This window comes from Streptomyces axinellae (assembly GCF_039532135.1).
GTDB classification, from domain to species: domain Bacteria; phylum Actinomycetota; class Actinomycetes; order Streptomycetales; family Streptomycetaceae; genus Streptomyces; species Streptomyces axinellae.
Genome location: NZ_BAAARJ010000017.1, coordinates 100732 through 125819, shown reverse-complemented (window position 1 = coordinate 125819; position 25088 = coordinate 100732). Strand labels below are relative to the sequence as shown.

Sequence of the window (25088 nt, the reverse complement as noted above, 5' to 3'; positions counted from 1 at the left end):
CGCCCTGAATCAGCGCCGTTGGGCTCTTGGACCAGCGCCGTGCGGCTTTCGGAGCGCTTTTGGCTGCGGCTGATTCGTGGCTGGTCGCGCAGTTCCCCGCGCCCCTTCGGGGGCGCCCTGCGGCTCTTTCAGGGGTCAGCCCAGGCGCTTGACCAGGGCGCGGTACTCGTCCCACAGGGCCTTCGGGGTGTGGTCGCCGAAGGTGTTGAGGTGCTCGGGGATCAGCGCGGCCTCCTCGCGCCAGACGTCCTTGTCGACGGCCAGGAGGAAGTCGAGGTCGGCGTCCGAGAGGCCGAGGCCCTCGGTGTCGAGGTCCTCCTTGCGCGGCAGGATGCCGATGGGTGTCTCGACGCCCTCCGTCTCGCCGTTGAGGCGCTCGACGATCCACTTCAGGACGCGGCTGTTCTCGCCGAAGCCGGGCCAGACGAACTTTCCGCTCTCGTCCTTCTTGAACCAGTTGACGTAGTAGATCTTGGGGAGCTTGGCCGCGTCGGCGCCCTCCCCGACCTCCAGCCAGTGGGCGAAGTAGTCGCCCATGTTGTAGCCGCAGAACGGCAGCATCGCGAACGGGTCGCGGCGCAGCTCGCCGACCTTGCCCTCGGCGGCGGCCGTCTTCTCGCTGGCGACGTTCGCGCCGAGGAAGACGCCGTGCTGCCAGTCGAAGGACTCGGTCACCAGCGGTACGGCCGTGGCGCGCCGGCCGCCGAAGAGGATCGCGGAGATCGGGACGCCGCGCGGGTCCTCCCACTCGGGGGCGATGATCGGGCACTGTCCGGCAGGGACGGTGAAGCGCGCGTTGGGGTGTGCGGCGGGGGTGCCGGACTCGGGTGTCCAGGCGTTGCCCTTCCAGTCGGTCAGGCGGGCCGGCTTCTCCTCGGTCATGCCCTCCCACCACACGTCGTCGTCCTCGGTGAGGGCGACGTTGGTGAAGACCGAGTTGCCCCACAGGGTCTTCATGGCGTTGGCGTTGGTGTCCTCGCCGGTGCCGGGCGCGACGCCGAAGAAGCCCGCCTCCGGGTTGATCGCGTAGAGACGGCCGTCCTCGCCGAAGCGCATCCAGGCGATGTCGTCACCGATGGTCTCGACCGTCCAGCCCGGCACGGTGGGCTGGAGCATGGCCAGGTTGGTCTTGCCGCAGGCCGAGGGGAAGGCGGCGGCGACGTACTTGACGGCCTCGGTGCCGCCGCGCGGCGGCGTCAGCTTCAGGATGAGCATGTGCTCGGCCAGCCAGCCCTCGTCGCGCGCCATCACGGAGGCGATGCGCAGCGCGTAGCACTTCTTGCCGAGCAGCGCGTTGCCGCCGTAGCCGGAGCCGTAGGACCAGATCTCGCGGGTCTCGGGGAAGTGCGAGATGTACTTGGTGGAGTTGCAGGGCCACGGCACGTCCTGCTCGCCCGGGGCCAGCGGGGCGCCCAGGGTGTGCACGGCCTTGACGAAGAAGCCGTCCTCGCCCAGCTCGTCCAGGACCGCCTGTCCCATCCGGGTCATGGTGCGCATGGAGACGGCGACGTAGGCGGAGTCGGTGATCTCCACGCCGAGCGCGGAGAGCGGGGAGCCGAGCGGGCCCATGCAGAACGGGACGACGTACATCGTGCGCCCGCGCATCGAGCCGCGGAAGATGCCCTGTTGTCCGGCGTCCCCGGCGCCCCCCTCTTCTCCCACGAAGAGGGCCTTCATCTCCGCGGGGTCCTTCCAGTGGTTCGTCGGACCCGCGTCCTCTTCTCGCTGTGAGCAGATGAAGGTGCGGTCCTCGACCCGTGCGACGTCGGACGGGTCGGAGGCCGCGTAGTAGGAGTTGGGGCGCTTGACGGGGTCGAGTTTCCTGAACGTGCCCTTGGCCACCAGCTCCTCGCACAGGCGGTCGTACTCCGACTCGGAGCCGTCGCACCACACGATCTGGTCCGGTTCGGTGAGGGCGGCGATCCCCTCGACCCAGGAGATCAGCTCCTGGTGTCGGGTGGGGACGGCCGAGGGTGAGGTGGTGGGAGCCGCAGAACTGCGCGCCACGATCGCTCCAGACGTTTTGAGGGTTTTGTTCGACTATCAGCGCGCCCCTTGGGGGCCGCGACCCGGATGCTTTCGTGGCGGTCGTTCTTGTCTTCGCTCATCCGGTGCCGCTTGAGCTCATCTGATCATGCGAGCCAGGAGGGAGCTTGTCCAGATGGGAGCTGTGTGTCCGTGGCCACGTGCCGTCATACGGGGAGGAGGCCGCCCGAAACCTACGGTTGAGTAGGCCGTGGGTACGATGGCTTGATGAACGACTCCGCGTCCCCGTCCCCGGAGCCGGCCGCCACGACGCCCCCGTCGTCATCCTCGGCGGCAGCCCAACGGCTGTCAGCGTCAGCGGCCTCCGCCGCGCAGGTGATCAAGCCCAAGCTGCGCGGCTGGCTGCACGCCGGCATGTTCCCCGCTGCGCTGGTCTCCGGAATGTTCCTGACCGCCCTCGCCGGCAGTACCCGAGGGCGCGTCGCGTGCGCCGTGTACACGCTCACGGCCTGTCTGCTGTTCGGCATCAGCGCCCTCTACCACAGAGGCAACTGGAGCCCGCGGGTCAACGCCGTGCTGCGGCGCCTCGATCACGCGAACATCTTCCTGATCATCGCGGGCACCTACACGCCGCTGGCGATCCTGCTGCTGCCCGACGGCAGAGGCGACCTGCTGCTGTGGGGGATCTGGGTCGCGGCGGCGCTCGGCATCGGCTTCCGCGTCCTGTGGGTCGGCGCCCCCCGCTGGCTCTACACCCCCTGCTACATCGCGATGGGCTGGGCGGCGGTCTTCTTCCTGCCCGACTTCATGCGGCAGGGCGGCATCGCGGTGCTCGTCTGCGTGATCGTCGGCGGCATCCTCTACAGCGTCGGCGGCGTGATCTACGGCATCAAACGCCCCAACCCGTCACCCCGCTGGTTCGGCTTCCACGAGGTCTTCCACTCGCTGACGCTGGCCGCGTTCGTCGTGCACTACGTGGGCATCTCGATCGTGGCGTACCAGCACACGTAGGCCCGCCGGGCGGGCCCGGTGCACGCATAATGTGACCAGGAGGTGGACCGACGTGACGGCGATGGACGATCTGCTCGCACGTGACGCTGTCCCCAAGGGGTACAAGGTCGCGATCTTCGACGGGGAAGTGATCATGACCCCGCGGAGTCCGGAGCAGTTCTGGACCGTTTCAGAGGTACAGGCTGCGGCCAGGGCGGCACACATTCCCCGGGAGCGCCTCTTGGGTGACGTGTTGGTGAGGTTTCCCGGCGAGAACGAGGCGGCGCCGGATTTGACCATCGTCGCCGACGGGGCCGCGCGCCACGGCAACAGCTACGACTGCCTCGATGTCCTCGCCGTCGTCGAGGTCCCCTCGCGGCCGGACGATGAGAAGGACTATGTCCGCAACGTCCGCAAGTACGGCCGGTTCGGCATCGACTGCTACCTGATCGCCGACCCCTTCAAGCAGGTCTGCACCGTGATGACCGAGTCGCATGCGACCGGGTACGCCAAGGTGGAGGAGGTTCCGTACGGGGAGCCCGTCACCCTGCGGCTCGTCACCGGTGAGCGGGTCGAGATCGACACCTCGGACTTCCCGGTGCGTACGTAGCCGGTGCCCCTTCCGGGCGTGGTGCGGTACGGCGCCGGGCCCTTTGAGGTCGCCCTGCGAGAACGTCACCGGTCTGGGGGGTGACGAATTCGCGGGGGCCTGCCAGGGCCCGGTGCTCAGTCGCGATGTATGCCGCTACTTTCTTCCGGGCCTCTGGGCGCCCGGGGTGTTTGGCTGGTTGCCCACGGCGCGTGGCATCTGATATTGGCTGTATTGGCCAGGTGGCATCGAACTCGGCTGCGAGGACTGCATGTTCTGCACAGGCCGCGTATTCTGCGCGTGAGCGGCGATAAGAGGGTCGGCCGGAGGCAGTGCCAGGGGGGTGGGGACTGTATTGATCTTCTGCGCTTGTTTCTGGAAGAATTTTTTGAATGCCTCCAGGGCGAACGCTTGCTGCTCGAGCTCGCGAGCTCCGCATTTTTCGATGACATTATCGATCTGCGCGATGAACCTGTCCTGGCTCGCCCTTTCCGTGCTGTCGAGCCGCACGTACTCAGGGTCCACCTGTGCTTGCTCGAAGGTTTTGTTCAGTCGATGATGGTCCAGGTAGTAGAGATTGTTGCGGGCGCTCTGGAACTCGGCATTAGCCTGCTTATCGCCCCATCGATTCAGCAGTGGGGGGACGATGTCGAGATTTCGCACCGCGACCTGGCGGATTTCCGCCAGCGCGCTTTTCCACTCATACGTGGCCTGATCCAGTGGCATGGCTTCTCCTGCGGGTGGTACGCACTTCGGACCGCTATGGGGGTCGGTCCGTCTTGCAGACGAGAGGTCATACGTATCCGGCGTCCAGGTAGTTCACATGCCAACGCTCCGCACAGGGGCGGTTCTTGATCACGGGCGTCGCCCCGCGGAGTGCCGCCCCGGCATTAGCCTGGTGGCGTGTTCGACTCGCCCGATTTCGACCTGGCCCCGTACGCGGAGTCGGACCCGGCCGCGGAGCCGGGGACTCCCACAGCGCGGCGCACCTATTGCAGCTGGAACGACGCCGGGTGGCGGTCACTGCTCGTGCAGTGCTTCGACCACGCGCCCGAGGTCGAGCAGTTCCGGCTGCCCGGGGTCCGGGACCTGCACCTGGTGCTCTGCGTGGCGGGGGACGTGGACCTCAGGACGCGGACCGGCGGCGGGCGGGCGGTGCGCCGGCGCTGGCTGCCCGGCACGCTGGAGTTGATGGTTCCCGGCAGGGCGAGTGAGCGCGACTACCGGACGGCCTCCGTGCTGCGCACCGTCCAGGTGCACATCCCCTCGGCGGCTGTGGAGCGCGCCGCGGCCCATCTCGGCGGGCCGGAGCCGGACTTCGAAGCGCTGGCGGCGGCCGGGGAGGCGGGCGATCCGGTCGTCGAGCAACTGATACGCGCGCTGCCCGACGCCGCCGGAGCGGGTGACGTGTACGCGGAGTCGGCCGCGGCTTTCCTCGCCACGCATCTGCTGGCCCGGGGGCGGCACGAGAGACCGCCCGGGCCCGAGCACGCGGCGGTCCGCGTCGGGATCGCCGTTATGCGCGAGCGGCTGGCCGAGCCGCTGACGCTGGCCGACATCGCCGCCGAAGCGCACTTGAGCGTCTACCAGTTCATCCGCGTCTTCAAGGCGGCGACGGGCGAGACGCCGCACCGCTTCCTCACCCGGCTGCGGATCGAGCGGGCGCGGCGGCTGCTGTCCGGCACCACCCTCACCGTGGCCCAGATCGCCGCGCGCTGCGGTTTCGCGAGTCCGGGTGCGCTGTCCGCCGCGTTCCTGAGCCAGGTCGGGGTCCGGCCGTCGGTCTACCGCACGAACTGACCCGTACCGCAAGAACGAACCGCTGAGCGGCAATTCCGCGCATGGCCGCGGGCGGTCCCGGCCGCCTAGCGTCGGACGGAGCCGTGCGGCGGACTACGTGGCGGAGAACGAAGGAACGGGATGCAGAACATGCGCACCTACGATGTGACCGCGACCTCGACAGCGCCTCCAGCCGTGGTCTGGAGCCTGCTCCTCGACGCGCGGACCTGGCCCGAGTGGTCGACCGTTGACAGTCTGGATACCGAACGCTCCAGCGGGCTCGATCCGGAGGGCCGGGACCCGGTCGGGGCCGTGCGCGCGTTCCGTACCGGGCGGACGGTGACCGGGGAGCGGCTGACCGGGCTCGTCGAGGAGAAGCAGTTGACCTACGAGGACGCCTTCAACCCGTACCTCCACGACTACCGGGCGGTCATCGACCTCGCCCCCACCAACGCCGGAGGCACCGACATCCACTGGCACGGCACCTTCGCCACCCGCTGGGGGATGGGCCCGCTGATGGAGCGCACGCTGCGCGATGTCATGCAGCGGATGGCCGACGGCCTCGCCGCCCACGCGGCGGAGCGGTCGGCCGCCTCCTGAGCGGGGCGCCCCGTAGGGGCGCGGGACTGCGTCGATATGCGGCTCCGCCGCGTGGGCGCGGCCAGCGCACGCGCCCGCACTCTGCACAGCACGGGCAGGGGCGCCCCAAAGGGGCGCGGGGAACTGCGCGACCAGCCACAAGCGCACCCGCACTCTGCACAGCGCAAGCAGGGGCACCCCCTGCTCAGCGCCCGGCAGCCAGGTGCCACCGCCCGGCAGCCAGGCTCACGTACGCCGCAGCGCCCGTCCGGCCAGGACATCCGTGCGGCGGCCGTCCTGGATGACCGGGCGGCCCGCGACCAGGACGTGCGGGATGCCGACGGGCAGCGTGCGGGGCCGCTCGAAGGTGGCGCCCGCGGCGACCGTCGCGGGGTCGAAGACGACCAAGTCGGCGACGTACCCCTCGCGCACCAGGCCCCGGTCCGGGAGCCGCAGCCGGGCCGCCGGGCGGCCGGTCAGGTGCGCGACGCACTCCTCCAGCGAGAGCACGCCCAACTCGCGGACGTAGCGGCCCAGATACTGCGGGAAGGTGCCATAGGCGCGCGGGTGCGGCTTCGCGCCCTGGAGGATGCCGTCGCTGCCGCCGGTGTGCACGCGGTGCCGCATGATCGTCCGGACGTTCTCCTCGTGGCCCACGTGCTGGAGGATCGTCGAGCCGAGCCGGTCCTCGGTCAGCAGCCGGTGTGCCGTCGTCCACGGGTCCTCGTCGCGCGCGGCGGCCGACTCGGCGACCGTATGGCCCACATACGCGCCCAGCGCCGGGTTGCTGACGCCGGAGATCTCGATCGCGTCCCACTCGATGGGCACCCCGTGGCAGCCGTCGGCGCCCTCCACCTCCATGACGTGCCGGATGCGCGCGGTGGCCGCCGGGTCGCGCAGCCGGGCCAGTGTCGCCTCGGGGCCGCCCTCGTTGGCCCAGCTCGGCAGCATCGCCACGAGCGTCGTGCAGCCCGGGGTGTAGGGATAGGTGTCGAGCGTGATGTCGGCGCCTTCGGCCAGCGCCCTGTCCAGCAGCGCGAGCAGTTCGTGGCCCCGGCCCTTGTTGACGCCGAAGTTCATGGTGGCGTGCGCCAGGTGCAGCGCGCAGCCGGCCTCGCGGGTGAGCGCGACCATCTCCTCGTACGCCTCCAGCGCGCCCGCGCCGTAGGAGCGGTGGTGGGGGCAGTAGTAGCCGCCGTAGGAGGCCACCACGCGGCACAGCTCGGTCAGTTCGGCGTCCGAGGCGTACATGCCCGGGGTGTACGTCAGCCCCGAGGACATGCCGAAGGCGCCCTGTTCCATGCCCTCGGCGACCAGGCGCTTCATGGTGGCCAGTTCGCCGGGGGTGGCGGGGCGGTCGTCCCAGCCGGCCGCCAGCATGCGCACGCTGCCCTGCGGGATGAGGTACGCGGCGTTCACGGCGGCGCCCTGGCGGTCGATGCGGTCCAGGTAGCCGCCGACGGTGCGCCAGTCGAAGTCGATATCGGTGCCGTCACCGTTCCAGCCGGTGACGGCCTCGCGGACCGCGGCCAGGGTGGTGTCGTCGGTGGGCGCGTAGGACAGGCCGTCCTGGCCCAGCACTTCGAGGGTCACGCCCTGGGCGGCCTTCGCCGAGTGGTCGGGGTCGCGGAGGATCGCCAGGTCCGAGTGGGCGTGCATGTCGATGAAGCCGGGCGCCAGCGCCTGGCCGTCCGCTTCGATGGTGTCCGGTGCCGTGGGGCGCGGGTCGCCCTCGCGGGCGATGGCGGCGATGCGGCCGTCCCGGACGGCGATGTCCGCCCGGTAGGCGGGCGCGCCCGTGCCGTCGATGACGCGGGTGTCGCGGATGACCAGGTCCATGACTGCCGGCTCCTCTCTGGAAGCCACACGTAGGGGCAAATGACCGAAGGCGGGTCAGAAGAAGGTGCGGATCACCTCGACCACCGTGCCGTCGGCGTCCGCGACAGGGATGGCCTGCCACTTGTCGAACGTCGTGCAGGGGTGGGACAGCGCCAGCCCGATCCACTCGCCGACTTCGAGGGTGACGCCCTCCTCGACGCGCAGCCAGGTGTGCTGGTCGCTCAGCGCGGTGAGGGTGACGCCCTGCGCGGAACGCTCCGTTCCGTCCGCGCCCCGCACCACACGCGGCACCGGCAGCGCCAGGTCGTAGGGCGCGTCCCGCTTGCCCGCGTTGGCGAACGCCAGCCCGGCCTCGGGCCGTGAGACGACCTGGGTCCACAGGGTGAAGGCGGCCTGGAGGCCGCCCTCCTCCGGGTGCCGGTTGAAGGGGGTCACGTCCCGGTAGTGGCCGTCGTCGTGCGAGACGTACGCGCCGGAGCGCAGCAGCTTCAACGCCGGTGCCGACAGCGTGGGGAGGCGGGCGAAGGCGTCGGCGACCGCGTCGAACCAGGCGCTGCCGCCCGCGCTCACCACGATCTCGTCCAGCCCGGCGAACCGCCCCGCCGTATCGAAGGCCACCGCCAGCGCGGTCAGCCGCTCCAGCCAGGCTGCGACGGACTCCAAAGTGGCGTCCGGCACCTCGCCCTCGTACCCGGCGACGCCGACCAGGCGCAGGGTGCCGGTGGCGGCCACCGCGTCCGCGAGCGCCGCGCACTCGGCCTCCGTACGGGCGCCGCTGCGCGCGCCGTCCCCCGCGCCCAGCTCCACCACCACGTCCAGCGGGCGGCGCGCACCCGCCGCGCGCAGGGCCTCGTCCATGAGGGCGACGCCCTGCGGGGAGTCCACGTAGCACAGGAAGCGGAAGTCCGGATCGGCGTCCAGCTCGGCGGCGAGCCAGCGCAGGGCCGCCGCGTCCACCAGTTCGTTGGCGAGGAAGATCCGCCGCACGCCGAAGGCGCGGGCCACCCGCACCTGGTGGGGGACCGCGAGCGTGATGCCCCAGGAGCCGTGCGCCCGCTGGCGGGCGATGACCTGCGGGGCCATGTGGGTCTTGCTGTGCGGGGCGAAGGTCAGGCCGTGCCGCCGCGTGTAGTCGGCGAGGAGCGCCAGGTTGTGCTCCAGGCGCTCGGCGGAGAGGGCGAGCACGGGCGTGGTGAAGCCGCCGGTGAACAGGGAGCGCCGCTCGGCCGCCAGTTCGCCCAGGGTGGTGCCGGATGCGGCGGTGTCCGGCGGCAGCGCCTTGAACCGGTGGTCCGCGGGCTCGTCGGCGAGACGCGCGACGGCCTCGGCAAGACGGGCGTCGGACGCGGCCGGACGGGCGTCGGATGCGGCGGGACGGGCGTCGGCGGGGCGGGTGACGGCGTTGTCGGCGGCGGCCATGCGGACTCCGTAGAAGATTATGTTGCAGATCTTGCAACGACCATTGCGTATGACGCTTGTCGCTGTCTAGCATCCCGCCGAACGGCCGGTCAATGGAAACCGGTCGCCGGCCGCCGCCGGTCAGCGGAGACCGTCCGCCGGTAGCGGAACCGGCAGCAGCCACCGCCAGCCCCTCGCCCCCACCCCCTCGTCTCAAGGAGCGGTTCGGATCGTGACCACCACCCCCGACGTCGATGTCGTCTGCCTGGGCGAGTCCATGGTCACCTTCCTGCCCTCCCGCCCCGGGCCGCTCGCCGATGTGCCCTCCTTCGACCGGTCGATCGGCGGGGCCGAGTCCAATGTGGCCTGCGCCCTGGCCCACGCCGGATACCGGACCCGCTGGGTCAGCAGGGTCGGCGACGACGGCTTCGGCGATCATCTGGTGCGGACGATAGCCGGACACGGGGTCGATACGACCGCCGTCGAGCGCGACCCGGTGCGGCCCACCGGCATCTACTTCCGCACCGACGCCGAGCGGCCCACGGGCCACACCCCCGCGGGCGGCGGGACGGAAGACGGACCCGGCACCGGACCCCGCACCGAGCCCGGCACCGAGCCCGGCACCGACCCCCGCACCGATCCCCGCACCGAGCCCGGCACCGACCCCCGCACCGAGCCCCCCGCCCTGTCCGAAGTGCTCTACTACCGCGCCGGATCGGCCGCCTCCGCGATGTCGCCCACCAACGTCGCACCGGCCGCGCTCGGTTCGGGCCGGGTGCTGCACCTGACCGGGATCACCGCCGCGCTCTCCGCCGACTGCCTCGCCCTGATGCGGGCACTGACCGAGGCGCGCGGCGGCAGCAGGCGGGGGCCGCTGGTCTCCTTCGACGTCAACTACCGCGTCAGCCTGTGGCGCGCCGGACACGGACACGGAAACGGACACGGGCACGGGCACGGGCACGGGCACGGGAGCGGGCACGGGGACCGGCCCGGCCCCCGCGTGCTGCTCGAACTCGCCCGCCACAGCGATCTCGTCTTCGTCGGCGAGGACGAGGCGGCAGCCGCCTGGGGCATGCACGGCGGGCCCGAGGCCGTCCGCGCCGCGCTGCCCGAGCCGGCCGTGCTCGTCGTCAAGCAGGGCAGCGCCGGGGCCACCGCGTTCGTCGGCGACGAGCCCGGCGTCTTCGCGCCCGCGCTGCGCGTGGACGTCGTCTCGCCCGTGGGTGCGGGGGACGCCTTCGCGGCCGGGTTCCTCGCCGGGACGCTGCGCGGGCTGCCCGTACGCGAGCGGCTGCGGCACGGCCACCTGATGGCCGCCGCCGCGCTGACCGCCGCCGGGGACCTGGCGCCCCCGGCAGCGCGGGAGCGGGCCGACGCGCTTGTCGCCCTGGACGCCGAGGCGTGGGACAGACTTCGGCTGGGCCCCGGCTGGACCGCGCGGGGGCCCGAGAACCCCGAGAAGGACGAGCCGGAGGTACGTTCCGCATGAGCCAGACCGTGGACCGGGCGCTGAGCATTCTGCCCCTGCTCGCCGAGGGGCCCGCCAACCTGGAGCAGGTCGCCACCAGGCTGGAGGTGCACAAGTCCACCGCGCTGCGGCTGCTGCGCACCCTGCACGAGCACGGCATCGTCTACCGCCAGCCCGACCAGCGCTACCGGCTGGGGGCGCGGCTGTTCGCGCTCGCGCAGGAGGCGATGGAGAACCTCGACGTGCGCGAGATCGCCCACCCGCACCTCGCCGAGCTGAACGCCGCCTGCGGGCACACCGTCCACCTCGCCGTCTACGAGGAGGACGAGGTGCTCTACATCGACAAGGTCGAGAGCCGCTACCCGGTGCGGATGTACTCGCGCATCGGCAAGACAGTGCCGATCACCGTCGCCGCCGTCGCCAAGCTGCTGATCGCGGACCTGCCCGAGCCGGAGCGGCGCGCCGTCGCCGAACGGCTGGACTACCCCCGCTACACGGCCCGTTCGACACCCGACGCCGCGGCCTTCCTCAACGAGCTGGCCACGGTGCGCGAACAGGGCTGGGCCACCGACCTCGGTGGCCACGAGGAGTCCATCAACTGCGTCGCGGCGCCCATCCGGGGCGCCGAGGGGCGGGCGGTGGCGGCGATGTCGGTGTCCGCGCCGAACGTCGTCGTCTCGGCGGACGAACTCCTCACCCTCCTGCCGCGCGTACGCCGCACCGCTGACGCCATCAGCGCCGAGTACGTGGGCCGGCCCCTCACCCCGCAACGGGACAGCACCCCGCGACGGGACAGCACCCCGCGACGGGACAGCACCCCGCGACGGGACACCAATCCGCAACGAGGCACCAATCCGCAACGAGACAAGAGAGCAGCGCCATGAGCGAGAAGCTTCCCAAGACCGCCCTCACCCCGGCCACGCACACCACGCCGCCCGCGAAGTTCTCGCACGGCGTGCGCAAGGGCAACATCCTCCAGGTCGCCGGGCAGGTCGGCTTCGGCCCGGCAGCTGAGGGCCAGGCACCCACCCCCGTGGGGCCCGGACTGCGCGAGCAGACCCTCCAGACCTTCGCCAACGTCGAGGCCATCCTCAAAGAGGGCGGCGCCAGTTGGGACGACGCGGTGATGGTGCGGGTGTACCTGACGGACACCGCGCACTTCGCGGAGTTCAACGAGATCTACAACGAGTACTTCGCCTCGCTCCAAGAGGCCCCGGCCGCGCGTACGACGGTGTACGTCGGCCTGCCCGCCGGTCTTCTCGTCGAGGTGGACACGCTCGCCGTCCTCGGCTGAGCGCCTGCCCCGCCCCCTCAAGCGCCCCCTCGAATGTCCCGGGCGCTTGAGGGGTTCGGGGCCCTGGGGCGGAGGCCCCCCGGAAAACAGCTCTGAACAATGGAGTTCCCCATGCTGCTCGCCGCTGACACCCCGCCCCACACGGGCGGCCTGCTCGCGCTCATACCCGGGACCGGGGGCCTGCTGACCGTCGCCGCCCTCGGGATCGTCCTGCTGCTCGTACTGATCATCAAGGTCCGCATCCAGCCCTTCGTGGCGCTGCTGACGGTGTCCATAGCCGTCGGCCTGGGTGCGGGCCTCTCCGTCACCGAACTGTTCGGCACCGTCCAGAAGTCCGACGCCGTCTCCATGATCGAGTCCGGCATGGGCGGCATCCTCGGGCACGTCGCCATCATCATCGGTCTCGGCACCATGCTCGGCGCGATCCTGGAGGTCAGCGGCGGCGCCGAGGCGCTCTCGGCGCGGCTGCTGGGACTCTTCGGCGAGAAGCGCGCCCCGCTCGCCATGGGCCTGACCGGCCTGATCTTCGGCATCCCCGTCTTCTTCGACGTCGGCATCTTCGTGCTGGCGCCGATCGTCTACGCCGCCGCCAAGCGCAGCGGCAAATCGGTGCTCCTGTACTGCATGCCGATGCTGGCGGGCCTGTCCATGACCCACGCGTTCCTGCCCCCGCACCCCGGCCCGGTGGCCGCCGCCGGACTGCTGGACGTGGACCTGGGCTGGATCATCCTCATGGGCGTCGTCTGCGGCATCCCCGCCGTGCTGGCCGCCTGGGCGTACGCGGCGTGGATCGGCGAAAAGGTCTTCGTCCCCGTACCGCAGGACATGCTGGAGGCCGCCGAGGAAGCCCGGCGGGCCGTCTCCGAGGAGCGGCGGGCAGGCGGGGCCACGGCCGAGGAAAAGCCGGTCGGCGTCGGCACCGTACTGGCCATCATCGGCACCCCGCTGCTGCTGATCCTGGCCGCGACGTTCTCCTCCATCGCCCTGGACCCCTCCACCGGCCGCTCGGTCATCGAGTTCATCGGCCACCCCTTCGTGGCGCTGACCGTCGCGCTGCTGCTGTCCTACTACCTGCTGGGCCTGCGCAGGGGCTGGAGCCGCAAGTCGCTGGAGACGGTCTCCACCGCCTCCCTCAAGCCGGTCGGCAACATCCTGCTGGTCGTCGGCGCGGGCGGCATCTTCGGCGCCGTCCTGCAAGGTTCGGGCGTCGCCAAGGCGCTCGCCGACGTGTTCGGGGACGCGGGCCTGCCGGTGATCGTGCTGGCCTACCTGATCTCGCTGGTGCTGCGGGTGGCACAGGGCTCGGCGACGGTCGCCATCGTGACGACGGCGGGCATCGTCGCCCCGCTGCTGGCCGAGAGCGACCCCTCCCAGGCGCACCTCGCCCTGGTCATCATGGCCATCTCGGCGGGCTCGATCTTCGCCTCGCACGTCAACGACGGCGGCTTCTGGATGGTCTCGAAGTACTTCGGCATCTCCGAACGGGACACCCTCAAGTCCTGGACGGTGCTGGAGTCGGTGCTCTCCGTCGCCGGGTTCGCGGTGGCGGCGCTGGTGAGCATCGTCGTCTAGGCGTGCGTTGCGGGTTACGCGTCGCGCGTGAGCGCTGTCGCCCCGGGATGGTCTCCCGCCCCGGGGCGACAACGCGCGTGCACCGGCGCCGGTGGACGGGGACCTACGAACGCGGAGCGGTCCGGCTGGCACCCGGCGGTCGCCCGGTGACGCGTTTGAAGGCGCGGCTGAAGGCGGCCTGCGAGGTGTAGCCGAGGCGCCCGGCCACGGACTGGATCGGCAGCGTGCCCTGGGCCAGCCACTGGTCGGCGAGGAGCATCCGCAGCTCCGTGGCGTAACGGAGGGGCGGCATACCGATCGTGGCCTGGAACCGGTCCGCGAACACGGACCGGGAGACATGGCACTCCGCCGCCAACTCGGCCACGGTCCACGGGTGTTCAGGGCGCCGGTGCAGGGCCAGGATCGCGCGGGCCAGGCGCGGGTCGCGCAGCGCGGCCACCAGCCCCGCCGAGTTGTCGCAGCCGCATTCGACCCAGCCCCGCACGATCATCGCCGCCGCCACCTCGGCCAGCCGGGCGAGCACCCCGGCGAAGCCCACCCGCCCCGAGCAGACCTCCCGCTTCATGGACGCGAGGATCGGCATGAGCCCGGAATACCGCGTTCCCGTAGCGTCGGCCGGCATGACGTCGGGCATCAGCGCACTCAGGCCCCGCATTCCGCCGAGGTCGAAGTCCATGCAGCCGGTGAAGAGGATCGCGCTGGGGTCCGGGTGGGTGCTCGGGCAGGTGTCCACGCCGCTCACCGCGTCACCGAGGGGGGTCGCGTCGAAACTCTCGATGGCCCGGGCGGGAATGTCCGGGCCGGACAGCAGTTGGTGGGCCTCCCCCTGCGGCATGAACACGGCGTTTCCGGCCGTGAGTTCGTGGCACGTCCCGTCCTCGGTGCGCAGGACGGCCGAGCCGACGGCGAGGAAGTGGAAGGAGGCGCGTCCGGGCTTGGCCTCGAAACGGAGGCCGAACCGCGGGCCGACCTGGACGCGGCGGTACCGGACCCCGCGCAGCCGCATGCTTGTCAGCAGCTCGCTGATGAGGTCCGACGACAGCGCGTAGTGCTCCGCGGTCCCTGCGTCTGCGGTCCCTGCGCCGGGGGCGCTCTCCGGGGCCCCGCCCCGGGAGCCGTCCGAGGAGTCTTCGGAGTGCCCGGCCGGGGTTTCGGTCAAATATCGCGGACTTACTGTCATAGCTCATCCTGAATCGCGCGTGCAGGCTTGACTCGAACCTTTCACGCGACTCAGGGGAAGTAAAGAAGTTGAGCAGTGATGTGCGCGGCACGGTGACCGACACCGGCCCTGGTGAATCCTCCGGCGCGGTACCGGCGCCACCCGAACCGGTCCGGTCCTCCTGGGCAGCGGTGTTCTCGCTGGCGGTGGGCGTCTTCGGGCTGCTGACGGCGGAGTACCTGCCGGCCAGCCTGCTGACCCCGATGGCCTCCGACCTGGGAGTCTCGGAGGCCATGGCAGGACAGGCGGTGACCGTCACGGCGGTCGCAGCGATGCTGTCCGGACTGCTCACCGCGAGCCTGACGAGGAAGCTCGACCGGCGGTTCGTGCTGCTCGGCTTCACCGCCTTGCTGATCGTCTCCAACCTGCTGGTGGCCACGGCCACCACCATGACCGTACTGATGCTGATGCGCATACTCCTGGGCATCGCGCTCGGCGGCTTCTGGAGCATGGCGGCGGCGGTGGCGATGCGCCTGGTGCCCGCGGCGCTGGTGCCGCGTGCGGTATCGGTCATCTTCAGCGGCATCGCGGTGGCCACCATCGTGGCGGTACCGCTCGGCAGCTACCTCGGCGACCTGGCCGGCTGGCGCAGCACCTTCCTCGCGGCGGCCGGGCTCGGAGTCCTGACGCTGGTGTTCCAGTTCTTCGCGCTGCCCACGATGAAACCCCGGAACACGGCCCGGCTGGGCACGCTGTGGGAGGTGCTGCGCCGCCCGGGATTCGGGCTGGGCATCGCCGGGATGCTGCTGGTCCACATCGGGCACTACGCACTGTTCACCTACATCCGGCCTGCCCTGGAAAGCGTGGTGCAGGTCGATACCGGCAAGCTGACCCTGGTGCTGTTCGTCTTCGGAGTGGCCAACTTCGCCGGCACGCTGGCGGCCGGCCGCCTCCTGGAATACAGCCTCCGCCTGACGCTGGCGCTGACCCCGGCGCTGATGGGCCTCGCGGCCCTGGGCGTCGCGCTCTTCCCTGCCGGTCAGATCGGCTATGTGGCGCTGGTGATCCTCTGGGGCCTGGCTTTCGGCGGCGTATCGGTGGCCTGGTCGAACTGGGCCACCCGCATGGTGCCCGACCAGGCGGAGAGCGCGGGCGGCCTCGTGGTGGTGGGCGTCCAGTCCGCGATCGCGGGCGGTGCCGCGGCGGGCGGCGTGCTCTTCGGCGTTGGCGGCGTCCTGACCGTATTCACCGTCTCCGGCGCGGTGTTGCTCGCCTCCGCGCTGCTGATCGCGTGGCGGGTGGCTGCGCCTCGCCGGGGTGTGGGTGGTTGAGCGGAGCCCCTGGGCGGGGCGGCCCCCGGGGGTGGGCACAGGGCGGCCCGGGGAGGGCTTCCCCGGGCCGTGGTGCCTGGCAAATGGGCGCGGTGCCCGGACGATGCGGCCGAGAGCTGAACCATGTGCGGGCCCCGCCCGTTGAGGAAGTGTCCGGCCTGACCGGTTTGGGCGAGCGGAGCGCACGGGCAACAACGGACCGGTGAACGACCGCCCCGGTCACACGTTGCTGGTCTTGATGGCGACCCGATCGATGAGGGGGAGGTAGCAGCATGGCAGATGAGGATGGGCGGCGGCGCCAGGGCCAGGGTCTTGGCTCGAACAACCCTTATGGGGCTCAGGCTCAGCAACACTGGGCGGAGGTGGAGGCAGCACGGCAAGATCAGGAGCGTCAGCGGCGGATGCTCGAGCGGCTTGAAGCTGTGGGCAGGGCGCACGTGGAACGACATGGGCCGGTGGTGGAAGAGGAGCCGGGGCAGACAGCGGCGCCTCCCTACCAAACGCTCCCCCCTTCTGGAGCGCCGCAGGTAACGGACACCGTCAGGGCTGGAATCGACCAGCAGCAGTGGGCACAGTGGCAGCGTGACCAGAGCCAATGGGCCGAAAGAACCCTGGACCCGAACGCGGCTGCGGCAGCGGCAGCGGCAGCGGAATCGATGGAGCCGCAATACCAGCCGACCCAGTACCCGGCGGCAGGCTACCCGTCCGCCGCGCCTCCGGATTACCAGACATATGCGGGGCCCTCGCAGGGATACTCGGCGAACCCCCAGCAGTCTCCGTACCAGGGGCATGCGGGCAACCCCCAGCCGCCCCAGGTCCAGCAGTACGGGGGCCCGACGCTCAGTCCGGAACAGGTCGCGTATTACGCCCAGCAGGCGGGCCAGTCCTCGTCGCACTCGGGAGACGAGTTTGAACCGGACGAACTAGCTGCTGCGGCGCTCCCGGAGTTCCACCCGGGGTTCCAGGCGGCTCAGTCGCCGATGTCCCCGACTCGGCCCCCGGCACCAGCGCCTCTGGCTCCGACGGCTCCGAGCGCTTCCAACGCTCCCTGGATCGACGAGTCGACGCTCAGTCCGCAGCAGATCGCGTGGATTCAGTCCCAGATGGGATCGCAGGGCCAGGGCCAGGCCCCTGCGCCGCAGCCTCAGAGTGACGCGCAGCCTCAGCACCACGCGCGTCAAACCTACGAGGGCGCATGGTCCCTTCCCGTCCCACAGCACGAGGGCCAGTTCCAGGCGTACACGGGGGTCCCGTCTCAAAACCCATTGGCCGCGCAGGCCAGAGAAAGCTCACGGCAGGCGGGTGGGGGCAGGGACGGGACAGCCCAACCGGAGGACTCCGTCACACGGGGGCTGAGCCGGGCCCGGGCAGTGCGGTACGGCCAGAATACGGGGATGGGAGCAAATCCGCGGGGCCGCGGAAGGGGAAGCGGCGGCGCGGGCCGCTGAGGCGCACGCGGTGAGGCGCCGACGGCCCCGGCCACCCGGCCTCGCCCCCGCCCACCCGCGCGCCACGTTGGCGTACCCCGTAGACCCCATCCCCCCACAGCCCCCGGAATCGCGTCCACCGCTTCCGGGGGCACTCTTGTGTCCGCACCCAACGGGTCCAAGAATGCACGGCGTCAGACCGAATCGACCTTCGGTACCCAGAGAGGAACCCCCACAATGAAAAGACCTCTCGTCGGCTCTCTCGCAGCGGCCTTCTTCGGCGCTGCCGCCCTCGCGGGCATAGCCGCCGCCCCGGCCGCCGCGGCCACTCCGGCGCCGGACGACGCCACCCCCACCCACATGTCGGCCGCGAAGGCCCCCGCAGGGCGCGAGGCCCCCGACCCGATGGGCGCGCCGAACGTCGAGAAAGCCGCCGCGCCCAGCTTCGAGGGCACCGTCGCGCTGAGCAACTGCTCCGGCTCGGTGGTCAAGATGCCGGACTCCCAGCCCGATGACCCGGCGCTGGTGCTCTCCAACGGGCACTGTCTGCAAGAGGGCATGCCCGAGCCCGGTGAAGTGATCACCGACAAGCCGTCCAGCCGCAGCTTCACCCTGCTGAAGGCCGACGGCAGCAACGCGGGCACCGTCAAGGCCACCAAAATCGCTTACGCGACCATGACCGACACGGACATCTCCCTGTACGAGGTGGGCTCCACCTACCAGGACATCCAGTCCAAGTTCGGCATCAAGGCGCTCGACCTGGAGGCGGCCCACCCCACGCAGGGCAATGACATCACCGTGGTCTCCGGGTACTGGAAGGAGACCTACGGCTGCGCCATCGACGGCTTCGCGTACCGGCTGAAGGAAGACGGCTGGACGATGAAGGACTCGCTCCGCTACACCGCCGACTGCAAGACCAAGGGCGGGACGTCGGGCTCCCCGGTCGTCGACAACGCCTCGGGCAAGGTCGTCGGGGTGAACAACACCCGGAACGAGAACGGTGAGGAGTGCACGCTCAACAACCCCTGCGAGGTGGACGAGAGCGGCAAGGTCACCGTGCACGACCAGATCGCCTACGGCCAGCAGACCTACATCATCGCGCCGTGCGTGGGAGCGGGAAACCAGATCGACCTCAGCCGTGAGGGCTGCACGCTTCCCAAGCCGTAGTCCCAGCCCGGACGTTGGGGCGGCGCTGTGGAGTGGGAGATGCAGCGCACGGCGCGTCCGTACCGCTGTATTCCTCCTCAGAAGGGTCGCCCATGAGAAAGCCCCTGATCAGCACGGTCGCGGCGGCGCTGTTCGGCGCCGCCGCGCTGGCCGGCATATCGGCCGCGCCCGCCTCCGCCGCCGCGACATCCGGGTCCGGCGAGGCGTCGGCGCCCACCTCCGCGTCCGCCTCCGCGCACAAGAAGCCCACCTTCGAGGGCACGGTCGCGCTCAGCAACTGCTCGGGTTCGGTCGTCAAGCTGAAGAACTCGAAGGACAGCGATCCGGCGCTCGTCCTGTCCAACGGGCACTGCCTGCAAGAGGGCATGCCGGGCGCCGGTGAGGTGATCGTCGACAAGAAGACGAGCCGCGACTTCACGCTCCTGAACGCGGACGGAGCGACGCCGGGAAGATCCACTCCGACAAGATCGCCTACGCGACGATGACGGACACGGACATCTCGGTCTACGAGTCCACGTCCACGTACAGGGAGATCAAGAAGAAGTACGGCATCGACGCGCTGGAGCTGGACGCCCGGCACCCGCGCGCGGGCCGCGACATCACCGTCGTCTCCGGGTACTGGAAGGAGACCTTCGGCTGCGCGGTGGACGGCTTCGCCTACCGGCTCAAGGAGGCCGACTGGACCTGGAAGGACTCCCTCCGCTACCGGGTCTCATCGCAGTGCACCGGGCTTTAGCCCGGTGGTGAAGCGGTTCTGAGAAGTGTTCTGACTGGCGCTGTGTGCACGGGTCCGCGCTGTCGGCCTCAGCTCAGACGGGCTGGTTCTGCTGCTCGATGTACTGCTTCACGATCGACAGTGGAGGCCCGCCGGCGGACCCGGCGAAGTACGAGCCGGACCACAGCCGCTGTGCCCGCCAGTAGTGTCGGACCAGTTCCGGATACTCCTGGCGGAGCCTGCGGGAACTGACGCCCTTGAGGCTGTTGACCAGCTTGGAGAGGGCAACTTTCGGCGGCACGAAGATCGACGCCCCGCGCTTCCTGCGCCGGGCCGAGAAGAAACTCAAGAGGCAACAGCGCCGCCTGTCCCGCAAGGCCAGGGGATCGAGGAACAGGGACAAGGCCCGCATCAAGGTCGCCCGCGCTCACGCGCAGGTGGCCGACGCACGACGCGAATTCCACCACCAGCTCTCAACGAGGATCATTCGCGACAACCAAGCGATTGCCGTTGAGGACCTGGCGGTGAACGGGCTCGCCCGTACGCGCCTGGCCAAGTCCATCCACGACGCCGGATGGTCCGCGTTCGTGACGATGCTGGAGTACAAGGCCGCGAAGTTCGGCCGCGGCTTCCTCCGCATCGGGCGATTCGAGCCGACCTCCCAAGTCTGCTCGCAGTGCGGCGTCAAGGACGGCCCCAAACCCCTGCACATTCGCGTGTGGGAATGCGGAGCTTGCGCCGCCGTCCTCGACCGGGACATCAACGCGGCGGTCAACGTCGCCAAGGCCGCCGGACTGGCGGTCTCAGCCTGCGGAGCGCAGATAAGACCGGTACTCCTACCGGCCCAGCGCAGCGAAACAGGAACCCACCGAGACGGTCAGCCGACCGTGGTAGGAATCCCCGGACTTTTGCCCAGGGAGCGGAAGTCAAACGATGGACTGCCAGACCAAGGGCGGCACCTCCGGCTCCCCGGTGATCGACAACCGGACGAACAAGGTCGTGGGGATCAACAACACCCACAACGAGGACGGGGAGATGTGCACCCTGAACAACCCGTGTGAGGTGAACGAGAAGGGCCACGTGGTGGTCCGCTACCTCAACGCCTACGGCCAGCAGACCTACTTGGTCAACTCCTGCTTCGGCCGCGGCAACCAGCTCGACCTGGACGCGCGCCGCTGCGTGCTGCCTCAGCCGCAGGCGTAACGGGCTCGCGAACGGGCCCGCGAACGGACCCGCGGCCGTAACAGGCCCCGCAGGTGTAACGCGCCTGCGGGGCCCGGGGCCTACGGCCCGTAACGCGCCGCCCCGCTACGCGGGCTCATCCGCCGACCTGGTCAGCGCCCTCGTCGGGCACCCAGCGCAGGATGTCGCCGGGCTGGCAGTCCAGGACGTGGCAGATCGCGTCGAGCGTCGTGAACCGTACGGCCTTCGCGCGTCCGTTCTTCAGCACGGCGACGTTGGCCGGGGTGATCCCGACGGCCTCGGCGAACTCGCCGACCGACAGCCTGCGCCTGGCGAGTTGGAGGTCGAGATCGACGACGATCGCCATCAGACCACCTCGGCCATCTCGGTCTGCAACTCCGTCGACTTGCGCAGCAGCCCCCGCATGACGACGACCAGCATCGCGAACGCCGTCCCCACGCCCACGCACGTGGTCGCGCCCATCATCACGCCGATGGTGTCCATGCCGTCGCCGGGCGAGGGGATGGAGGCCAGGAACAGGTGCGCCATGACTCCGAACGCCAGCAGCGTCGCCACGACCGAGGCCCCGATGATGACGTCCACCCAGCGGAAGGCGCGCGGGGTGAAGATCGCCTCGCGCTCGACCATGCCGAGCAGCACCCAGGTGGCGACGAGGGCGGCTTGGACGCAGGCGACGCCGAGGACCGCCACGGTCACGTAGGGCACCTCATAGGGGGCGTAGGGCGGGAAGTTCTCGACCGTGTTGGCCGCCGTGTTCGGTATGACGAGGAGCTGCCCGAAGAGGCCGACCAGGATCGCCGCCGCGACAGCGACGCGGAGCGCGGTGATGAAGAGACGGTGCATGTATCGATTGTCGATGGCTATCTATCGAAAATCAACAGCTGTCGGAGGACGCCTTCGCCCGATGGGCACCCGGCCCGCCCTCCCGGCGCAGCTCACCCCACACCCGCTTGCCCCACGGGAGTTGGTCGGTGCCCCACCGCCGGGTCAGCGCCGCGACCAGGGCGAGCCCCCGCCCGCGGGTGTCCTCCGGACCGGCGGCACGGAGGACGGGCCGGACCGTCGACCGGTCCACGACCCCGATCCGGACGGTCCCGGGGCCGGTCCGGGCGACCGTGACGCGGAGGGCATGGCACCGGGTGTGCCGGACGGCGTTGGTCACCAGCTCCGAGACGACCACGCCGCCGTCGTCCGCCAGTTCGTCCAGCCCCCAGGCGGCCAGCGCGGTCCGCACGAGCGCGCGGGCGGCCCGCGCGCTCTCCGGCTCACGCGGCAGGGTCTCGCTGTAGGCGGGGTGGCCGGTGTCGCTGGAACGGCAGGTGAGGCCCGGTCGGCTCGGTCGTCCCGGCGGGCCCGGGTGGCGTGTGGCGCTCACGGTCATCGGATCCTCGTCGTAGAGAACGTGCGGGGCGCGGCACGATGGCCCGCTCCGTGCCCCAGTCAACGACCGTCGGCGCGGCCGATTGAGGAAAGGCCACCGGGCGGCGACGCGGACCGAACCGGAAATTTCGGCGACAAAGATTTTCACCCGGACGATCCGGCTCGCTACGGTCGGTGTGTGAAGGCGAACGAGCGCCTCGCGGGCGCCATGAGAGAAGTGGGCTTCACGCAAGTGGAGTTGGCCGAAGCGGTGAACCGCCACCTGCGCGCGCACGGCCACGAGGGGACGGTCAGCGACCGGACGGTTCGTCACTGGCTGACGGGCCGGACGAGGTGGCCGCACCCTCGGCAACGGGCGGCGTTGGAGGCAGTATTCGACTGCCCGGCGGAGGAGCTTGGCTTTGTGCCCCGAGAACCTTCCTCGGGCCTGGCAACACCGGAGGACCCTGTGCACCGCCGTCGATTCCTCACCGCCGCGACGGGTACGGCGATCGCCGCCGCGCCGTTCGCCGCCCACGCGGCCCCGCCACGCGTGGGCATGGGTGATGTGGAGCGGTTGCTGGCCAAGTTCGCGGTGGTCGTCGCCAGCGATCACCGTTATGGCGGCAAGCTCACCATCGAAACCCAAGCTGTGGCCCTGGCTGGCGAGGCACTGACACTCCAGGCCCGAGGTGCGGCAGGCCAGCGAGTACGGGGCGCGTTGTACGGCTGCGCCGCGTCGTTCCTCTCCAGCGCAATGTGGGCTGCCATCGACGGCCGTCGGTTCGATGCCGCGCAGCGGCATTTCGAGCGGGCATCCAGCCTTGCCACCTTGTCCGGCGACCCGACGATCCAGTTCCGCATCTGGTCACACGCCGGGAGCATGTATCGCCACATGGAGCGTCCGGTGGACGCACTGGCGGCGAACGATGTCGCCCGCAACCTGTCCTGCACGCGCCGGGACCCGCTGTTCGCGTCCCTCGGTCACGCTCGGCATGCGGCGATCCATGGACTCACGGGAGACGCCAAAGCGGTGCGTCACACCATCGGGCACGCGCAAGACGCCCTCCGGCAAGCCGCCCCGGACGAGTGGCGACCGCTGTGGATGACCGCCTTTTATGACCAGGCCGAACTGGAGAACCTGGCGTTGGCCGCTTGCTTGGCCCTGGGGGACTACGAGGCAGCAGAAGCCCATGCCCACCGGAGCCTGGCGCTGCTGCGCCCCGAAATGCAGCGCACACGGGCGATCACCACGGCGCGGCTGGCCCGCGCCCAGCTCGGACAAGGAGCGATGGACTCCGCGGTGGTTGCCGCGATGTCGATCCCGAGGGACGCAACCGGCCAACACCCGCGCGTTTCCACCATGTTGCAGGACTTCGGCAGCGTTCTGCGCCTCATCGCACCGTCCAGCGAGCCCGCCCGAACCTGGGATCAGTTCGTCCAAGATTCACGGAGGATTCCGCTATGACCAGCGACGTCATCGAGTTGCGCCGCGCGACCGACCTTGATTCGGTATGGACCACTCTGATCGAGGTGTACGCGGAGGTCCGTGCCGACCGGCTCCACCAGCCGCACTACTCGGTGGAGCGGTACGGGGAGCGGTTGGCCCGGCACGGCGCCGAACCCGGCTGGGAGGCTGTCATCGCATTCGCCAGGAGGGAGCCGGTCGGCTACGCCTACGCCAACACTCTTCAGCCCGGAGACCGGTGGTGGCAGCGTATGAGATCACCTTTGCCGGATGGGTGTGCGGACAAGAGCACTGTCGCTCTGAAGGAGATGCTGCTGCGAGGACCATGGCGAGGCACGGGAACCGCGCTGCGTATCCACGACGAACTCCTCGCCGCCCGGCCGGAGGAACAGGTCTCCCTGCTGGTGAACCCTCTCGCCGGGGACGGCAAGGTGCAGGCGCTGTACGAGAAGTGGGGCTACAAGGAGGTCAGCACCCAGCAGCCGTCCCCGGACGGCCCGGTGCTGACGGCAATGCTGCGGCCGGTCCGAACGGAGCGAACCCGATGACCCAACCCGCCCTGGCCCTGCGCCACTTCACCCGCGCCGACCTGCCCTCGATCCGCCAGACGCTGATCGACGTGCACGACGACGTGTACGCCGAGCGCCTGGCGGACGACGAGTTCACGCAGCGCTTCCCCTGGTTCGTGGACCACTGGGGCGGGATGCCGGGCTTCTCGTGCGTCATCGGCTACGACGGGGACGAGCCGGTCGGATTCGCGTACGGGGCGCCCGCCGCGCCGGGGCGCGAGTGGTGGCGGGAGCATCTGGACCCGGCGCCGGAGCGGGACCGTACCTTCGCATTCTCCGAGTTGATGCTGCGGGAGCAGTGGCGCAAGACCGGGGCGGGGGAGGGGCTGCACCGGGCGCTGATGGGCGGGCGGGACGAGGCGCTGGCCGTGCTGCTGGTGGACGTCACCCACCCCAAGGTGCAGGCGCTGTACGAGTCGTGGGGGTACCGCAAGGTCGGCGAGCGCCAGCCGTTCCCGGACTCGCCGCTCTTCGCCGTGATGCTGGCTCAGCTGCCGCTGACGGGCTGACGGGCTGACGGACTGAGCCACTGGCGGTATGGAGGGACGGGGCGAGGCTCCCGGACGGCGCATCCGATGCTCGGGGCAGCGTGCCCCCACGGCGCAGCCGCACTGGAGAGTGCCCGGATGATGCCCGGCCCCTTGAACCCGCTTCTGAACGAGGGGGGTCGGGCTACGGTCCTCTGGTCCAGATACCGGAATAGGGGGTATGAATTTTCAGGCCAACATAGGGCGTGTTGCTGCCCTCGTTTCGACTGCGACTCCCGCCCCCGGGCGCGGCCATCAGGACCAACCCACCTCACTGCATTAGCCGTTGGGAACAGTAGATTCCAGAATAAGGCACTGGGAGAAAACGACCTCTGAGGGAGGCATCCCAACGGAAAACGGCGAGGCCCATTCCCGGGAAGCCGCCCGTTTTTTGGGAGCGATACGCAACCGGATATTCCTCGGTCCCGGTGTGCTCGGCTGGTCAGCGCTTCCGTCTTTTAGCCGGGGCCTCCGGCCGCTCGGCGGCAGCCGTCCGGGTGGCGGCTGTCTGCGGTTCGGCCGCAGTGGGCGTCCAGGCGGCAGCGGACCAGTCGGTGGCTGTCTGCGGTTCGGGCGCGGCGGGTGTCCAGGAGGCAGGTGTCCAGTCGGCAGGAGTCCAGGCGGCGGAGGTCCAGGCGGCGGAGGTCTGCGGTTCGGCCGCGGTGGGCG

Annotated in this window: 23 protein-coding genes and 4 pseudogenes; 17 read left to right on the top strand and 10 right to left on the bottom strand. The window is 70.4% G+C overall.

Annotated elements, in window-relative coordinates; genetic code table 11:
• Positions 1 to 135: 135 nt before the first annotated feature.
• Entirely contained in the window at positions 136 to 2007 is a 1872-nt protein-coding gene (locus ABD339_RS24265; protein WP_344568616.1) for a phosphoenolpyruvate carboxykinase (GTP), read from the bottom strand.
• 246 nt (positions 2008 to 2253) lie between these two features.
• Between ABD339_RS24265 and trhA the strand changes: the two genes are divergently transcribed.
• Positions 2254 to 2997 carry a PAQR family membrane homeostasis protein TrhA gene (trhA, locus tag ABD339_RS24260; protein WP_344568613.1) on the top strand — a complete coding sequence of 248 codons (744 nt, stop codon included), beginning with the start codon at positions 2254 to 2256 and terminating at the stop codon, positions 2995 to 2997.
• Between the two features lie 61 nt (positions 2998 to 3058).
• Positions 3059 to 3586: a Uma2 family endonuclease gene (locus ABD339_RS24255; protein WP_344568689.1), complete on the top strand. Its 528-nt coding sequence runs from the start codon at positions 3059 to 3061 to the stop codon at positions 3584 to 3586.
• A 135-nt stretch (positions 3587 to 3721) separates the two neighbouring features.
• Here ABD339_RS24255 and ABD339_RS24250 read toward each other — a convergent pair whose 3' ends face one another.
• Positions 3722 to 4291 carry a hypothetical protein gene (locus ABD339_RS24250; RefSeq protein ID WP_344568609.1) on the bottom strand — a complete coding sequence of 190 codons (570 nt, stop codon included), beginning with the start codon at positions 4289 to 4291 and terminating at the stop codon, positions 3722 to 3724.
• Between the two features lie 177 nt (positions 4292 to 4468).
• On the opposite strand from ABD339_RS24250, the gene ABD339_RS24245 reads away from it, so the two are divergent.
• Both ABD339_RS24245 and ABD339_RS24240 read left to right on the top strand, forming a co-directional pair.
• Positions 4469 to 5365, top strand: coding sequence for a helix-turn-helix domain-containing protein (locus ABD339_RS24245; protein ID WP_344568608.1), 897 nt, complete (start codon positions 4469 to 4471; stop codon positions 5363 to 5365).
• A gap of 120 nt (positions 5366 to 5485) precedes the next feature.
• Entirely contained in the window at positions 5486 to 5944 is a 459-nt protein-coding gene (locus ABD339_RS24240) for an SRPBCC family protein (protein WP_344568607.1), read from the top strand.
• Between the two features lie 225 nt (positions 5945 to 6169).
• Here the strand turns inward: ABD339_RS24240 and ABD339_RS24235 are convergent, their stop codons facing one another.
• Both ABD339_RS24235 and ABD339_RS24230 read right to left on the bottom strand, forming a co-directional pair.
• Positions 6170 to 7789, bottom strand: a complete 1620-nt coding sequence (locus tag ABD339_RS24235) for an N-acyl-D-amino-acid deacylase family protein (RefSeq protein ID WP_344568606.1) — start codon at positions 7787 to 7789, stop codon at positions 6170 to 6172.
• Between the two features lie 27 nt (positions 7790 to 7816).
• Positions 7817 to 9181, bottom strand: coding sequence for an alanine racemase (locus tag ABD339_RS24230; protein ID WP_344568605.1), 1365 nt, complete (start codon positions 9179 to 9181; stop codon positions 7817 to 7819).
• A 211-nt stretch (positions 9182 to 9392) separates the two neighbouring features.
• Between ABD339_RS24230 and ABD339_RS24225 the strand changes: the two genes are divergently transcribed.
• The 4 genes from ABD339_RS24225 (at position 9393) to ABD339_RS24210 (ending at position 13494) form a co-directional block, all read left to right on the top strand.
• Positions 9393 to 10649 (top strand): sugar kinase, encoded by a 1257-nt coding sequence (locus ABD339_RS24225; protein WP_344568604.1) that lies wholly within the window; start codon positions 9393 to 9395, stop codon positions 10647 to 10649.
• Positions 10646 to 11512, top strand: a complete 867-nt coding sequence (locus ABD339_RS24220) for an IclR family transcriptional regulator (RefSeq protein WP_344568603.1) — start codon at positions 10646 to 10648, stop codon at positions 11510 to 11512. The genes ABD339_RS24225 and ABD339_RS24220 overlap by 4 nt, the downstream gene beginning before the upstream one ends.
• A complete protein-coding gene (locus tag ABD339_RS24215; protein WP_344568602.1) occupies positions 11509 to 11922 on the top strand; it encodes a RidA family protein in 414 nt (137 codons plus the stop codon). Before ABD339_RS24220 ends, ABD339_RS24215 begins: the two co-directional genes overlap by 4 nt.
• 111 nt (positions 11923 to 12033) lie before the next feature.
• A complete protein-coding gene (locus tag ABD339_RS24210) occupies positions 12034 to 13494 on the top strand; it encodes a GntP family permease (RefSeq protein ID WP_344568600.1) in 1461 nt (486 codons plus the stop codon).
• 103 nt (positions 13495 to 13597) lie between these two features.
• Here the strand turns inward: ABD339_RS24210 and ABD339_RS24205 are convergent, their stop codons facing one another.
• Positions 13598 to 14674, bottom strand: a complete 1077-nt coding sequence (locus ABD339_RS24205) for an AraC family transcriptional regulator (protein WP_344568598.1) — start codon at positions 14672 to 14674, stop codon at positions 13598 to 13600.
• 68 nt (positions 14675 to 14742) lie between these two features.
• Between ABD339_RS24205 and ABD339_RS24200 the strand changes: the two genes are divergently transcribed.
• From ABD339_RS24200 to ABD339_RS24185, 4 genes are all read left to right on the top strand, one after another.
• Positions 14743 to 15984 (top strand): MFS transporter, encoded by a 1242-nt coding sequence (locus tag ABD339_RS24200; protein WP_344568597.1) that lies wholly within the window; start codon positions 14743 to 14745, stop codon positions 15982 to 15984.
• A 1664-nt stretch (positions 15985 to 17648) separates the two neighbouring features.
• Complete coding sequence (locus ABD339_RS24195) at positions 17649 to 18578, top strand: S1 family peptidase (RefSeq protein ID WP_344568596.1); 930 nt, start codon at positions 17649 to 17651, stop codon at positions 18576 to 18578.
• A 92-nt stretch (positions 18579 to 18670) separates the two neighbouring features.
• Complete coding sequence (locus ABD339_RS24190) at positions 18671 to 19063, top strand: hypothetical protein (protein WP_344568594.1); 393 nt, start codon at positions 18671 to 18673, stop codon at positions 19061 to 19063.
• Positions 19060 to 19314 (top strand): hypothetical protein, encoded by a 255-nt coding sequence (locus tag ABD339_RS24185; protein ID WP_344568593.1) that lies wholly within the window; start codon positions 19060 to 19062, stop codon positions 19312 to 19314. The genes ABD339_RS24190 and ABD339_RS24185 overlap by 4 nt, the downstream gene beginning before the upstream one ends.
• Positions 19315 to 19387: 73 nt before the next feature.
• On the opposite strand, the pseudogene tnpA reads toward ABD339_RS24185, so the two are convergent.
• Positions 19388 to 19591, bottom strand: a pseudogene (gene tnpA, locus ABD339_RS24180) (IS200/IS605 family transposase); the annotation flags it as partial.
• Here tnpA and ABD339_RS24175 point away from each other — a divergent pair.
• Both ABD339_RS24175 and ABD339_RS24170 read left to right on the top strand, forming a co-directional pair.
• Positions 19590 to 20189 (top strand): annotated as a pseudogene (locus tag ABD339_RS24175) (RNA-guided endonuclease TnpB family protein); the annotation flags it as partial. The pseudogenes tnpA and ABD339_RS24175 sit on opposite strands and share 2 nt — an antisense overlap.
• Before the next feature lie 34 nt (positions 20190 to 20223).
• Positions 20224 to 20496 (top strand): annotated as a pseudogene (locus tag ABD339_RS24170) (serine protease); the annotation flags it as partial.
• Positions 20497 to 20611: 115 nt separating this feature from the next.
• Here the strand turns inward: ABD339_RS24170 and ABD339_RS24165 are convergent.
• From ABD339_RS24165 to ABD339_RS24155, 3 genes are read right to left on the bottom strand one after another with little or no spacing between them, the layout of a single operon-like run.
• Complete coding sequence (locus tag ABD339_RS24165) at positions 20612 to 20842, bottom strand: helix-turn-helix domain-containing protein (protein WP_344568592.1); 231 nt, start codon at positions 20840 to 20842, stop codon at positions 20612 to 20614.
• Entirely contained in the window at positions 20842 to 21339 is a 498-nt protein-coding gene (locus ABD339_RS24160) for a DUF2975 domain-containing protein (protein ID WP_344568591.1), read from the bottom strand. The genes ABD339_RS24165 and ABD339_RS24160 overlap by 1 nt, the downstream gene beginning before the upstream one ends.
• A gap of 31 nt (positions 21340 to 21370) precedes the next feature.
• Entirely contained in the window at positions 21371 to 21871 is a 501-nt protein-coding gene (locus ABD339_RS24155) for an ATP-binding protein (protein ID WP_425576078.1), read from the bottom strand.
• 183 nt (positions 21872 to 22054) lie between these two features.
• Between ABD339_RS24155 and ABD339_RS24150 the strand changes: the two genes are divergently transcribed.
• Genes ABD339_RS24150 through ABD339_RS24140 form a run of 3 tightly spaced genes read left to right on the top strand, consistent with a single transcriptional unit; the run spans position 22055 to position 24401 of the window.
• Positions 22055 to 23323 carry an NsdA family TPR-like regulatory protein gene (locus tag ABD339_RS24150; RefSeq protein ID WP_344568590.1) on the top strand — a complete coding sequence of 423 codons (1269 nt, stop codon included), beginning with the start codon at positions 22055 to 22057 and terminating at the stop codon, positions 23321 to 23323.
• Positions 23320 to 23871, top strand: a complete 552-nt coding sequence (locus tag ABD339_RS24145; protein ID WP_344568589.1) for a GNAT family N-acetyltransferase — start codon at positions 23320 to 23322, stop codon at positions 23869 to 23871. The genes ABD339_RS24150 and ABD339_RS24145 overlap by 4 nt, the downstream gene beginning before the upstream one ends.
• Positions 23868 to 24401, top strand: coding sequence for a GNAT family N-acetyltransferase (locus ABD339_RS24140; RefSeq protein WP_344568588.1), 534 nt, complete (start codon positions 23868 to 23870; stop codon positions 24399 to 24401). The genes ABD339_RS24145 and ABD339_RS24140 overlap by 4 nt, the downstream gene beginning before the upstream one ends.
• 460 nt (positions 24402 to 24861) lie before the next feature.
• On the opposite strand, the pseudogene ABD339_RS24135 reads toward ABD339_RS24140, so the two are convergent.
• A pseudogene (locus tag ABD339_RS24135) lies at positions 24862 to 25088 on the bottom strand (2-oxoglutarate dehydrogenase, E2 component, dihydrolipoamide succinyltransferase); the annotation flags it as partial.

Bases quoted from the DNA above. Each gene is read 5' to 3' on its own strand.
- ABD339_RS24215 (WP_344568602.1), top strand. From the start codon at position 11,509: ATGAGCGAGAAGCTTCCCAAGACCGCCCTCACCCCGGCCACGCACACC.
- ABD339_RS24230 (WP_344568605.1), bottom strand. From the start codon at position 9,181: ATGGCCGCCGCCGACAACGCCGTCACCCGCCCCGCCGACGCCCGTCCC.
- trhA (WP_344568613.1), top strand. From the start codon at position 2,254: ATGAACGACTCCGCGTCCCCGTCCCCGGAGCCGGCCGCCACGACGCCC.
- ABD339_RS24205 (WP_344568598.1), bottom strand. From the start codon at position 14,674: ATGACAGTAAGTCCGCGATATTTGACCGAAACCCCGGCCGGGCACTCC.
- ABD339_RS24190 (WP_344568594.1), top strand. From the start codon at position 18,671: ATGAGAAAGCCCCTGATCAGCACGGTCGCGGCGGCGCTGTTCGGCGCC.
- ABD339_RS24140 (WP_344568588.1), top strand. From the start codon at position 23,868: ATGACCCAACCCGCCCTGGCCCTGCGCCACTTCACCCGCGCCGACCTG.
- ABD339_RS24210 (WP_344568600.1), top strand. From the start codon at position 12,034: ATGCTGCTCGCCGCTGACACCCCGCCCCACACGGGCGGCCTGCTCGCG.
- ABD339_RS24185 (WP_344568593.1), top strand. From the start codon at position 19,060: ATGACGGACACGGACATCTCGGTCTACGAGTCCACGTCCACGTACAGG.
- ABD339_RS24240 (WP_344568607.1), top strand. From the start codon at position 5,486: ATGCAGAACATGCGCACCTACGATGTGACCGCGACCTCGACAGCGCCT.
- ABD339_RS24195 (WP_344568596.1), top strand. From the start codon at position 17,649: ATGAAAAGACCTCTCGTCGGCTCTCTCGCAGCGGCCTTCTTCGGCGCT.
- ABD339_RS24160 (WP_344568591.1), bottom strand. From the start codon at position 21,339: ATGCACCGTCTCTTCATCACCGCGCTCCGCGTCGCTGTCGCGGCGGCG.
- ABD339_RS24250 (WP_344568609.1), bottom strand. From the start codon at position 4,291: ATGCCACTGGATCAGGCCACGTATGAGTGGAAAAGCGCGCTGGCGGAA.
- ABD339_RS24145 (WP_344568589.1), top strand. From the start codon at position 23,320: ATGACCAGCGACGTCATCGAGTTGCGCCGCGCGACCGACCTTGATTCG.
- ABD339_RS24255 (WP_344568689.1), top strand. From the start codon at position 3,059: ATGGACGATCTGCTCGCACGTGACGCTGTCCCCAAGGGGTACAAGGTC.
- ABD339_RS24165 (WP_344568592.1), bottom strand. From the start codon at position 20,842: ATGGCGATCGTCGTCGATCTCGACCTCCAACTCGCCAGGCGCAGGCTG.
- ABD339_RS24220 (WP_344568603.1), top strand. From the start codon at position 10,646: ATGAGCCAGACCGTGGACCGGGCGCTGAGCATTCTGCCCCTGCTCGCC.